At 62.8% G+C, this 12,224-nt stretch carries 10 protein-coding genes and 2 tRNA genes; 11 read left to right on the top strand and 1 reads right to left on the bottom strand.

The features are described from left to right. Window positions 1-100 precede the first annotated feature (100 nt). Window positions 101-1,726: an ATP-binding protein gene (locus tag MLE18_RS06005; RefSeq protein ID WP_243368257.1), complete on the top strand. Its 1,626-nt coding sequence runs from the start codon at window positions 101-103 to the stop codon at window positions 1,724-1,726. A gap of 21 nt (window positions 1,727-1,747) precedes the next feature. After that, entirely contained in the window at window positions 1,748-2,914 is a 1,167-nt protein-coding gene (locus MLE18_RS06000) for a CpaE/TadZ family protein (protein WP_243368255.1), read from the top strand. A 263-nt stretch (window positions 2,915-3,177) separates the two neighbouring features. Here MLE18_RS06000 and MLE18_RS05995 read toward each other — a convergent pair. Further along, window positions 3,178-3,254 (bottom strand) — tRNA-Arg (locus tag MLE18_RS05995). A gap of 150 nt (window positions 3,255-3,404) precedes the next feature. Between MLE18_RS05995 and MLE18_RS05990 the strand changes: the two genes are divergently transcribed. From MLE18_RS05990 to MLE18_RS05950, 9 genes are all read left to right on the top strand, one after another. Beyond that, the gene (locus MLE18_RS05990) at window positions 3,405-4,826 is read left to right on the top strand and encodes a DegQ family serine endoprotease (RefSeq protein ID WP_243368253.1); all 1,422 of its coding nucleotides are present in this window, start codon (window positions 3,405-3,407) and stop codon (window positions 4,824-4,826) included. Beyond that, window positions 4,823-5,689 carry a 4-(cytidine 5'-diphospho)-2-C-methyl-D-erythritol kinase gene (gene ispE / locus MLE18_RS05985; protein WP_243368251.1) on the top strand — a complete coding sequence of 289 codons (867 nt, stop codon included), beginning with the start codon at window positions 4,823-4,825 and terminating at the stop codon, window positions 5,687-5,689. The genes MLE18_RS05990 and ispE overlap by 4 nt, the downstream gene beginning before the upstream one ends. Window positions 5,690-5,699: 10 nt before the next feature. Beyond that, window positions 5,700-5,774: transfer RNA gene (locus tag MLE18_RS05980), tRNA-Gln, on the top strand. Window positions 5,775-5,796: 22 nt separating this feature from the next. Then, window positions 5,797-6,753 (top strand): ribose-phosphate diphosphokinase, encoded by a 957-nt coding sequence (locus MLE18_RS05975; RefSeq protein ID WP_243368249.1) that lies wholly within the window; start codon window positions 5,797-5,799, stop codon window positions 6,751-6,753. A 34-nt stretch (window positions 6,754-6,787) separates the two neighbouring features. Then, the gene (locus MLE18_RS05970; RefSeq protein WP_243368247.1) at window positions 6,788-7,381 is read left to right on the top strand and encodes a 50S ribosomal protein L25/general stress protein Ctc; all 594 of its coding nucleotides are present in this window, start codon (window positions 6,788-6,790) and stop codon (window positions 7,379-7,381) included. Window positions 7,382-7,451: 70 nt separating this feature from the next. Next, a complete protein-coding gene (gene pth / locus MLE18_RS05965) occupies window positions 7,452-8,042 on the top strand; it encodes an aminoacyl-tRNA hydrolase (protein ID WP_243368245.1) in 591 nt (196 codons plus the stop codon). 191 nt (window positions 8,043-8,233) lie between these two features. After that, a complete protein-coding gene (locus tag MLE18_RS05960; RefSeq protein WP_243368243.1) occupies window positions 8,234-8,746 on the top strand; it encodes a CarD family transcriptional regulator in 513 nt (170 codons plus the stop codon). Window positions 8,747-9,182: 436 nt separating this feature from the next. Next, window positions 9,183-10,430 carry a transcription termination factor Rho gene (gene rho / locus MLE18_RS05955; protein WP_243310489.1) on the top strand — a complete coding sequence of 416 codons (1,248 nt, stop codon included), beginning with the start codon at window positions 9,183-9,185 and terminating at the stop codon, window positions 10,428-10,430. A 330-nt stretch (window positions 10,431-10,760) separates the two neighbouring features. Further along, window positions 10,761-12,224 (top strand): M48 family metallopeptidase, encoded by a 1,464-nt coding sequence (locus tag MLE18_RS05950; protein ID WP_243368241.1) that lies wholly within the window; start codon window positions 10,761-10,763, stop codon window positions 12,222-12,224.

The raw sequence follows: 12,224 nt of genomic DNA, 5'->3' as shown, positions 1-12,224 counted from the left end.
AGGCAACGTCCGCAACACGATAACGAAACGGAAACCAAGGTATGGATGATGCACATCCCTCACGGATTGCACTCGACATTATCACATTATGAACAATGCAATGAACACAAATGGTACTCAGAACGGGCCTGACAAAGAAGACAATCACCTGGGGCACGTCACGGCGACATCAAGCTCTTCCATCACTGGCCTGTTCACTCAAGGTGATGATGGCGGCATCCCGAATTCAATATACATAGGGAATATCGTAAAAATACAAACAACCAGCTCAGTTGTGTACGGAATGATAGCCGAGTGCAACGCCATCGAGCCAGGGCAGTGCGGGCTGCCGCGAACCAGCTACCAGTTCCGCGTCGAATTGTTCGGCGAAACAGCCCTGTCCGCAACCGGCAACTTTCGCTTCAAACGTGGCATATCCTCATACCCAACCTTTGGGCAGAGCATTCAAGCCGTGACGCGCGACGATCTGAACGAAGTATACGGCTTGCCATTCCGCAGATCCGTCAAAGTCGGAGTGCTCCACCAGAACAAAGACATCCCCATCAACATCGACGTCGACGAGCTTATCAGCAAACATTTTGCGATACTTGGCTCCACCGGCGCGGGGAAGTCCTGCTCCCTCGTAGTCGTGCTCCAAGCCATCCTCGACAAATACCCACACGGGCACGTCATTTTGATCGACCCGCATGATGAATACAAAACCGCTTTTCAAGATCGATCAGAATACATCGACGTCAGATCCATTTCCCTCCCATACTGGCTCTTGAACTTTGAGGAAACCAAGCGCGTTTTATGCCAAGGCGACTCAACCCAGGTGGACTTGCAATCACAAATCCTGTTCAACTGCATAACATCCGCGAAACTGGAATATCTCAGTTCTGACAACCGCCCTTTCAACATAACTGTCGACACGCCGACGCCCTATCGTTTGAGCCGGGTCCAGGAGTTGATCAACGAGGAGATGGGGAAGCTGGACAAGCCTGGAAGTTCCTTGCCTTATCTGGCCATCCTTGCCCGCATCGAGCAACTCAAATCCGACAAGCGCTTTGACTTCATGTTCTCGGACTTCATCGTACACGACAACTTTGCTGAAATCCTGTCGCGAATACTGCGCATACCGTCGGACGGCAAACCCATCACCATCCTGAACCTTGCCGGGGCACCTAGCGACATTGTCAACGTACTCATCTCACTCGTAGCCCGCATCATTTTCGACTTCGCAGTCTGGAGTGACAAGGCCAACACCCCTCCCGTCCTGCTGGTCTGCGAAGAGGCGCACCGGTACGTCTCGAGGGACGAGCAGACCTCCATGCTCCCCGCAGGGCGTGCCATCGCGCGGATCGCCCAGGAGGGAAGAAAGTACGGCATAGGGCTTGGCATCGTCACCCAGCGCCCTGCCGACATATCCCAGCGCATATTGTCGCAGTGCAACACATTGTTCTGCCTGCGGCTGACCACCTCCGCAGACCAGGAGTTCGTCAACACCGCGCTTCCCGAGAACGACCTGAGCCTGTTCAAGATGTTGCCGTCCCTGCGGACCCGCGATGCGGTTGTAGTCGGAGACGCAGTGTCGATGCCCATGCGGCTCCGCTTCAACATGCTGCAGCCGAACCAGATGCCACAAAGACAATCCCTCCCGGTTTCGCAATCCTGGGAAAAGGAATGTTTCAGAAGATCGCTCATATCGGACGTTGTCAATCGCTGGCGCTGCAATGCGCGCGACTAATTGCATTCTTCAGGAGACACAATGGACACGCAGATTAAGGTTTGCATAGAAGTCGCAGACAAGGCCGCATCCAAGATCATCTACGGGTACATGGCGGCACACCCTGAGTTCTCTATCATCACAACATATCCATATTACGCTGACATTTATATCATCGAAATCGGCAACGACTTCGGCAAGGCGCTGATGGATCTGCGTAACTTCCTGGAGATAAACCCTGCCCTTGAGATCTTCGTCATTTCAGGAGAGGCCAGCCACTCCCGCATTTTGGAGTTCGTCAACGCCGGGGCCCGCGGCTATTTCCTCCTGCCCTTATCCGCGAATAAATTTGAAGCCTCGCTCGACGTATTCATCAAACGGTTCAAGAAGGACAGAAGCCGCGTCGACATGCCGTGCCGGGTCGTATCGTTCCTTGGCGCGAAAGGCGGCGTCGGAACCACGTCGATATGCACCAACACCGCGTTGCTGCTGCAACTGAGCGAACGGAACACGTTGCTCATGGACTTGCACCAACCCCTCGGCGATGCCCATGTCATTCTGGACATGACCCCCGTCCACACCATCGGCTATCTTGTCCGCGAAGTGCACCGCCTCGACACATCCTTGCTGACCAACGTTGCGGCCAAGCACCGCTCCGGCCTCAGTGTGCTGCCGCCGATCTCACACCACAACGAAATCCCCCTGGCGTCCATCGAGGCCATGTCTTCAATCCTCGAAGTCGCCCGGGGGTATTACCAATACATCACCATCGACCACGGCTCTGGCCTCAGCGAAATCGACATCGCCCTCCTGAACTCATCCGATTACATCATGATCGTCATCCAGGCCGATGTCCAATCACTGCGCAACGCCAAGCTTCTGATCAAGTTCCTCACGGACTACAATGAAACGTTCCCCTCAAAAATACACTTCATCGTCAACAGGTATGACTCGAACTCGAAGCTGAGCCTCGAAGACATTGCAAAATTTGTCGGAACTGATGTTTTTCACACGATCCCGAACGACTACAAGCGCGTCAGCTCTTGCTGCCAAAGCGGGGCCTTGCTTTATGAGGACCATCCCGACGCCAAGATCACCAAGGCATTCACCGAGATGGTCACCAAGTTGACTGCAAACCATATCTCTGTCGTGCCAACGCACCAACCGAAACAAGGGAGCTTTCTCAGCAAGTTGTTCAACAGAGGGTGACCCCTGCGGCGTGTTATGGCAATGCCCCGGGTGAATCCCGGCACCGGATGCCACAGCATCACGGCGCGCAATGCCTGCCGTGGCGGGCCACATGAACCGGCCGGGCATCCTGGACGGATCATCCAGGGTGTACCGCGAGACTGCCGCCCAACCGGCGCCAGGCAGAAAAAAGGACAGGCGCGCCACCGTTGTAGGGACCAAGCGCGCCATAAGTCCGAGACGAAAAAAGGGAGCCCGGCGCTACGCCGGCTCCCTTTCATGCGTGGTGGTCCCGACAGGATTCGAACCTGTGGCCTATCGCTTAGGAGGCGATCGCTCTATCCACCTGAGCTACGGGACCATGCAAGGACCGTCTTGATAGTCGAGGGGGCCGCCCCGGGTCAACCCCCTGTGCGGTCTGGCGCGAGAGTGCGGTTTACATTCCGCGCGGGAGGGGTATAGTCATCGGCCGCAACACACTTCCGCGCATGCGCGACTCCAGGAGCCTCCAATGTCACGGTGGACCGCAGCAGCCATGATCGTCCTCTGCCTGGGCCTCTGCCTCCCTGCCCAGGCCCGGGTGAATCTGCCCGATTTTTCCGAACTTGCCGACACCGCCGGTGCAGCCGTGGTCAACCTGAGCACCGTGCGCTCGGTGAACACCGAGGACAAGCTGCGCGACTTCCTCAAGAACCACCCGCGCGGCGGCCCGTTTGACGACTTCTTCGACCAGTTCCAGCGCCGTTTCAAAGACGAGGCCCCCTCCAAGCGGCAGCGCTCCATGGGCACGGGGTTCGTCATCTCCAAGGACGGCTTCATCGTCACCAACAACCACGTCGTCGAGGACGCCGAGGAGATCAAGGTCCAACTGCGCGGCAAGGACAAACCCCTGCCCGCCAAGGTGATCGGGCGCGACCCCGAACTGGACCTGGCCGTGGTCAAGATCGAGAACGGCGGCGACCTGCCCTTCCTGGAGTTCGGCGATTCCGAAGCCCTCAAGGTCGGGGCCTGGGTGGTGGCCATCGGCAATCCCTTCGGGCTGAACAACACGGTCACCGCCGGCATCCTGAGCGCCAAGGGCCGCGTGATCGGCGCGGGCCCCTTCGACAACTTCCTGCAGACGGACGCCTCCATCAACCCCGGCAACTCCGGCGGTCCGCTGCTCAACCTCGACGGCAAGGTCGTGGGCATCAACACGGCCATCGTGGCCTCGGGCCAGGGCATCGGCTTCGCCATCCCGTCGAGCATGGCCGCCTCCGTCATCGCGGACCTTCGCGAGCACAAGGAGATCAAGCGCGGCTGGCTGGGAGTCTCCATCCAGGACGTGGACGAGAACGCCGCCAAGGCCCTGGGCATGGACGAAGCCAAGGGAGCGCTGATCACCTCCGTCATGGAGAACGAACCCGCGGCCAAGGCCGGGGTGCAGGTAGGCGACGTGATCACGTCCGTGGGCGGCCGCGAGGTCAAGGACTCCGCCGCCATGCTGCGCGCGGTGGCCGCTCTCAGGCCCGGCAGCAAGACCGAGCTGGGCGTGTGGCGCAAGGGCAAGGCCCTGACCCTCACGGCCACCCTGGGCCAGCGCGACGCCGCCAAGCTCAGCGCGGCCAAGACCGAAATCACGACGGAATCCAAGGCGGCCTCCCAGGTGGGCCTGGGCCTACGCCCGCTGAAGCCCGAGGAGGCGCTCGCCGCGGGGATGCCCGCAGGAAAGGGCCTGCTGGTGGCCGAAGTGACGCCTGGTTCCCCGGCGGCCGACGCCGAGGTCAAGGCGGGCGACGTGCTTCTGGAGGCCAACCAGACGCCCATCGACTCCGTGGCCGACTTCACCAAGGTGATCGAGGGCGACGCGCGCAAGAAGGGCGTGGTCCTGCTGCTGATCAAGCGCGGCCAGCAGAATCTCTTCCGCGCCGTGGCCCTGCCGGAGAAGCAATGAGCGACACCCTGCGGATCAGCTGCAAGGTCAACATCTATCTGGAGATCGTCGAGGTGCGCCCCGACGGCTACCACGAGCTGCGCTCGCTGTTCCTCCCCGTTGCCGAACCGCATGACGTGCTGCGGCTGACCCCCGGGGGGGAGCCCGGGCTGCGCCTCACCTGCTCGGACCAGACCCTGGCCGGACCCGACAACCTGGTGGCCAGGGCCTACGAGGCCTTCGCCCTGCGCACGGGCAGTCGCTCTGGGCTGGATGCGCACCTTGAGAAGTCCATCCCCTCGGGCGCGGGCCTGGGGGGCGGCAGCGCGGACGCGGCTGCCATGCTGACCTGGCTCAACGGCCACGCCGGCGCGGCGGCCCTGGGCCGCGCGGAGCTCTCCGCCCTGGCGGCCTCCCTGGGGGCGGACGTGCCCTTCTTCCTGTTGGGCCGCCCTGCCTGGGCCACGGGCGTGGGCGAGATGCTCGAACCTGTCGAGACGATGCTCGCCGGGATGCACCTGGTGCTGGCGGTGCCCGCGGAGCGTGTGAACACGGCCTGGGCCTACCGCGCCTGGGACGCCATGCACCTTGGCGACGCCACCCAAACAGGCACCCCCCGCTTGACAAGCGGCTGTCCTGCGAGTATGCGACCGTTTTGCGTTTCCGGCACCTTTATAGCCAACAGTTTCGAGTCCGCAGTCTTCAGGGATTTCCCCGGCGTGCGCCGCCTCAAGCAGCGCATGACGGTCCTGGGCGCCGCGGCGAGCTGCATGAGCGGGTCCGGTTCCGCTGTTTTCGGCCTTTTCCGTGACCAGCCGCAAGCGGGCCTCGCCCGGGACGCGCTGGCCGGCGAAGGCCATTCGGTCTGGTTGTCGCGGTTGTAGCGGCACATGTTGGGGAGTCGCCAAGCGGTAAGGCACGGGGTTTTGGTCCCCGCATTCGAGGGTTCAAGTCCTTCCTCCCCAGCCACAACTTTCTATACGGGAACACTATGGCCACCCACGGGGATCTGAAAATTCTCACCGGCAACGCCAACCCGGAGCTTGCCCGGGCCATTTGCGACCATCTGGGCTGCACTCTGCTGCCCTCCATGGTCAGCACCTTTTCCGATGGCGAGATCCGGGTGGAGATCGGCGCCAACGTGCGCGGGTCAGACGTTTTCGTGATCCAGCCCACCTGCCTGCCGGTGAACTTCCACCTCATGGAGTTGGCCCTGATCCTCGACGCGCTCAAGCGCGCCAGCGCCTCCCGCGTGACGGCCGTGGTGCCCTACTACGGCTATTCCCGGCAGGACCGTAAGGTCTCGCCGCGCGCGCCCATCAGCGCCAAGCTCGTCGCCGACATCCTGCAGGTCACGGGCATGCACCGCCTGCTCACGGTGGACCTGCACGCGGGCCAGATCCAGGGATTCTTCAACCTGCCGGTGGACAACCTCTACGCCATGGGAATCCTGGCCGAGTACGTGCGCGACGCCGTTGAAGGCGACGTGGTGGTGGTCAGCCCGGACGCCGGCGGCGTGGAGCGCGCCCGCAGCTTCGCCAAGCGCCTGAACTGCGGCCTCGCCATCGTGGACAAGCGCCGCGACGCGCCCAACCAGGCCAAGGCCATGCACGTCATCGGCAATGTCGAGGGCAAGACCTGCGTGCTCATCGACGACATGATCGACACGGCGGGCACCATGGTCCAGGGCGCTCAGGTGCTCCTGGAAAACGGCGCCCGCGAGGTGATGGCCTGCGTGACGCACCCCGTGCTCTCCGGCCCCGCCATCGACCGCCTCAGCGCCTCCCCCTTCAAGGAGGTGGTGGTCACCAACACCATCCCGCTCTCCGCCGAGGCCCAGGCCTGCGACAAGATCAAGGTGCTCTCCGTGGCGGGGTTGCTGGCCAAGGCCATCCACAACATCCACACCGAGTCCTCGGTGAGCGTGCTTTTCAACAAGACCAGCTAGTCATCGCCGCCAGGCGGAACAAGGAGATATCGACATGAAGGAACAACTGAGCCTCACCGTCCAGGGCCGCGCCGAGAGAGGCAAAGGCCCCAACAGCCGCCTGCGCGCACAGAAGATGGTCCCCGGCGTCTACTATGACGACAAAGGCGTGAACATTCCCGTGGTGGTGGCCGACCTGCCCTTCCGCAAGGTCTTCCAGAAGGTTGGCTCCTCCCGCGTGTTCGACCTGATCATCGACCACGACGGCAAGACCGAGACCCACCCCAGCCTGATCTGGGTCGTGGACGCCCACCCCTACAAGAACCAGATCGACCACGTGGACTTCTACGGCGTCGACCCGACCAAGCAGATCCACGTCCGCGTGGAAGTTGAGGTCAAGGGCAAGCCCAAGGGCGTGGTCGTGGGCGGCAAGCTGGAAATCTATCACGAGGACCTGGAAGTGGTCTGCCTGCCCGCCAACATCCCCGACAAGATCGTCATCGACGTGGCCGGGCTGGAGATCAACCAGGCCATCCAGATCAAGGACGTGGTCCTGCCCGAGGGCGTCAAGGCCGTGTTCGACAGCAACTTCGCCGTGGTGGCCGTCATCTCCCCGACTGCCGAAGCCGAGGGCGAAGGCGGGAAATAACACTCCCCCAGTTCCGTCTCCTTGGCCGGGGTCCCGACGGTGACCCCGGCCAAGATTTTTTTGAGGACCCATGGCAGCGCACACCCTCATCGCGGGGCTTGGCAACCCCGGCCCCAGATATCGCGGCACCCGCCACAATTTCGGGTTCATGGCGGTGGACGCCCTCCTGGAGTCCGGCTCCTCGCGCGAGCTCTCCATGGGCAAGGACGGCGTGCTCCACGCCCTGCGCCTGCCCGGGGTCGAGGGCGAAGTGCTCGTGCTCAAGCCCATGACCTTCATGAACCTCTCCGGCAGGGCCGTGGCCCACGCGCTGCGCTACTACAAGCTCACCGTGGAGGACCTCGTGGTGGTCCACGACGAACTGGACCTCCCCCTGGGGCGCATGCGCATGAAGAAAGGCGGGGGCCTGGCCGGGCACAACGGGCTCAAGTCCATCGCGGCGGAAACCGGATCGCAGGATTTCGTCCGGCTGCGCCTGGGCATCGGCCGCCCCGAGGGCAAGATGGACGTGGCCGCCTACGTGCTGCAGGACTTTTCATCCTCTGAAGAGGCCGCCGTGCGCGCCGTTCTGCCCGCCGCAGCAGCCGCGCTGCGTCTCTATTTAGGGAAAGGCCTCGACATCGCCATGCGCGAGGCCGGGGCATTCCAGCCCGCGACCTGAAGAGAGTGCCATCCCGAACCTCTGAATACTGGACTCTTTGGGGCGGTTGGGATATCAGAAATGTGTGCTGACTCGCGCTTTGAACAGGCCGCCTTTTCTGTGACTCCCACCGGGGGCGGCGTCTGGCAAATCCGCCTCGGGCATCCCTCAGCAATCCCCTGGCTCATGTGACAGCAAGGAGTTTCGCCCACGTGTTTTCTCTGGACGAGTTAGTGGTTTACCCTGCCCAGGGTGTGGGCAAAGTCGAGCGGATCGAGTCCCAGACCGTGGGGGGCCAAGCCGTTGACTTCTACATCGTCCGGATTCTGACCAACAACGTCACGCTGATGGTCCCCGTGAAGAACGCCGTGAACGTGGGCCTGCGCCACGTCTGCCCGCCTGATGAGGCCCGGGCCATCATGGAGTCCCTCAAGGACCGCTCCACCTTCACCGGCTACACCGGGCAGAACTGGAACAGGCGTTACCGCGAATATTCCGAAAAGCTCAAAAGCGGCAACCTGGGCGATGTGGCTTACGTGCTCAAGGAGCTGCTGCTCATAGGCGGCGGCAAGGAGCTCTCCTTCGGGGAGCGCAGGCTGCTGGAGCAGGCTACCGGCCTGCTGACCCTGGAAGTCGCCTATTCGCTGGAGATCCCCCAGGATTCCGTGAAAGACGAGATCAACGCCCTCTTTGAGGACGTGCTGAAGCCCAAGACTCCCGAATGATGCGGTAATTGAGCATTTTTTCACACGGAGACCGGCCCGCCCTTGACACCATTTCAAAATGATATATGGACCGTCCTGGGCAAGCCATAAATTCACTCACACCGCGTTCATAAAGCATCCAGCACCTTAAGAGATACACTGCGATATGCGGTACTCTGCATGGCGGGCTGTGGCGCACGAAGCGTCCCCCTTCGGGCGCGGAATGTGCGGAGCTTGCACATAGGCGAACAGGCAGGACTTGATTTCCACCTCTGTATGATGAAGGGTGGAATACCCCCACAACAATCGGCGGCTTTCGTCCATCAACGCACTCTATGCCTTTGATCGTATCCACGTCGTATTGCGTCGACATTAATGACGCAGGCACCCTCTCCGCCGGGCTCGTGCCCCTGGCGGCGGCCTTCAGCTCTCCAATCACATCCGCACGGAGTTCTCGATGAATCTCTCCGATCTCAAGCTGAAAAGCATGCCCGAGCTCATGGAATTGGCCATCCAATTCAATGTTGAAAACCCCAGCGGCATGCGCAAGCAGGAGCTCATCTTCGGCATCCTGCAGAACTGCGCCTCGCAGAACGGCTCCATCTTCGGGGAGGGCGTGCTGGAAATCCTGCCTGACGGCTTCGGTTTCCTCCGCTCCCCCATGTACAGCTACATGCCGGGCCCCGACGACATCTACGTCTCCCCCTCGCAGATCCGCCGCTTCGGCCTGCGCAAGGGCGACGTCGTCTCGGGCCAGATCCGCCCCCCCAAAGAGGGCGAGCGCTACTTCGCACTGCTGCGAGTCTCCGAGATCGGCTTCCAGCCCCCCGAGGCCTCCAAGAACCTGGTGCTCTTCGACAACCTGACCCCGCTCTATCCCAACCGCCGCCTGGTCATGGAGAACGGGGACAAGAACTACTCCTCCCGGGTGATCGACCTTCTGGCCCCCATCGGCCACGGGCAGCGCGGCCTGATCGTGGCCCCGCCCCGCACCGGCAAGACCATGCTGCTGCAGACCATCGCCAACTCCATCAACGCCAACAACCCCGACGTCTACCTCATCGTGCTGCTCATCGACGAGCGCCCGGAGGAAGTGACCGACATGGAACGCACCGTGCGCGCCGAGGTTGTCAGCTCCACCTTCGACGAACCGCCCCAGCGCCACGTGCAGGTGGCCGAGATGGTCATGGAGAAGGCCAAGCGCCTGGTCGAGCGCAAGCGCGACGTGGTGGTCCTGCTGGACTCCATCACCCGCCTGGGCCGCGCCTACAACGCCGTGACCCCCTCCTCCGGCCGCGTGCTCTCCGGCGGCCTGGACGCCAACGCCCTGCAGCGCCCCAAGCGCTTCTTCGGCGCGGCGCGCAACATCGAGGAAGGCGGCTCCCTGACCATCATCGCCACCGCGCTCATCGACACCGGCTCGCGCATGGACGAGGTCATCTTCGAGGAGTTCAAGGGCACCGGCAACATGGAGCTCTACCTGGACCGCCACCTCTCCGAGAAGCGCGTCTACCCCGCCATCGACCTGAACCGCTCCGGCACCCGCAAGGAGGAGCTGCTGCTCCCCGAGGACCAGCTGAACCGCGTGTGGATCCTGCGCAAGTTCCTGGCCCCCATGAGCCCCATCGACTCCATGGAGTTCCTGCTGGACAAGATGCGCGGCACCAAGAGCAACAAGGAGTTCCTGGACATGATGAACCGCTAGGTTCGCTCCCGTCCTTGTGTCTTTTCGATCCCCCCGGAGCCCGCTCCGGGGGGATTTTTCGTTGTCTGCTCCCTGGCGCCGTAACGCGTACGGATGTGTGTGCATACGGAGAATCGCACAACCATTCTCGCGCGGGAAGCCTGGGCCCCGCACATCCATGCTTGTTCGAAGGTTTGAACGTCTGGAACGCCACACTTGAGCCCGCCCGTTCGGGAACCGGCAAGCGCCGGTAACCTTCTCCCCCCAAAGGGCGACTAGCAGACGGAGCCCGCGCCTCCGCCGCTTGCGCTCCGCTGTTGCCAACGCCAGCAAAGGGTTTATAAACCTCCCATGCACTCCGCCCATTCCCGCAGTTTCGGGCCTTTCGCCCGCGCCATGGCCCTCGCCCTGGCGCTGGTGACGGTTTTCCCCGCCTGGTTGGGCGCTCCCCAGGCCCAGGCCGGATATTTCAGCTTCGGCATCAAGGACGAGAAGGAGCTCGGCGACAAGTTCAACGTGCTCATCCGCTCCAAGCTGCCCATGATCGACGACTCCGAGGTGGTGGACTACACCCGCGACATCGTGGCCAGCCTGGTGCGCCAGATGCCGCCCCAGCCTTTCAAGTTCACCGTGGCCGTGGTCAAGGACAACGCCGTCAACGCCTTCGCCGCGCCCGCGGGCTACGTGTTCGTGTTCACCGGCCTGATCCTGAACATGGAGCACGAATCCGAGGTGGCGGGCGTGCTGGGGCACGAACTGGCCCACGTGACGCAGCGCCACATCGCCAAACGCATCGAGACGGGTCGCGCCATGAGCATCGCCACGATGCTGGGGGTGCTGGCGGGCTTCGCCCTGGGCGCCGCGGGCGGCTCCAGGGAGGGCGGCGCGGCCCTGATGATGGGCAGCCAGGCCGCCGCCCAGCAGGCCATGCTCAACTACTCCCGGGACGACGAGCGCGAAGCCGACGAAGTGGGCATGAACTACCTGGTTGGCGCGGGCTATCCTCCGGGCGGCCTGCCCCACGCCTTCGAGATCATGCAGCGCATGAAGATATTCAAGGGGTACGGGTCCATCCCCTCCTACCTGTCCACGCACCCGGACATCAACGAGCGCATCGGCTACCTCACCGAACGGGTCACCCGCATGAGCAAGGACATCGCCGCCCGGCCCAACCGCGACGAGCGCTTCCTGCGCGTGCAGACCATCATCCGCAGCCGCTACGGCGACCCGGCCCTGGCCATCGGCTACTACGGCAAGAAGGGCGCCTCCATGACCAAGCTGGACCGCCTGGGCCTGGCCATGGCCCTGGGCCGCACCAACGAGAACGACAAGGCCCGCGCGGCCTTCGAGGCGGCGCTCAAGGAGGGCGGCAACGACGCGCTCTGGCTGCGCGAAGCCGGGCAGTTCTACCTGAAGGTTCGGGAGTTCGACCGGGCCTCGAACCTGCTGCGCCGCGCCGTGGAGGCCAACCCCAGGGACATGGTGGCCCTGGCCGAGTATTCGCAGATTCTGGCGCAGGAGCGCCGCTACAAGGAGTCGCTGGACCTGATGCGCAGGGTGGTGATGGCCATGCCCGAATCGCCCGACGTGAGGCAGCAGCTCGGGCGCACCTACGGCGAGGCCGGCGACCTCTTCCACGCCCACCTGAACCTGGCCTACAGCGCGGTCTACACCGGCGACCGCCGCCAGACCCGCTTCCAGATGGAAAAGGCCAGGAGCTACGCCCGCACCGAAGAGGATAGGAAGGAATACGCCGCGCTGGAGAAGGTGTTCAAGGACCGCAGCGAGCACTGGCCCAAGGGGCCGTTCGAGTAG

The sequence above is a fragment of the Fundidesulfovibrio soli genome (genome assembly GCF_022808695.1).
In the GTDB taxonomy this organism is placed as follows: Bacteria; Desulfobacterota; Desulfovibrionia; order Desulfovibrionales; family Desulfovibrionaceae; genus Fundidesulfovibrio; species Fundidesulfovibrio soli.
Note: the sequence above shows the minus strand (reverse complement) of the source record. Positions and strands in the feature narration are given on the sequence as shown.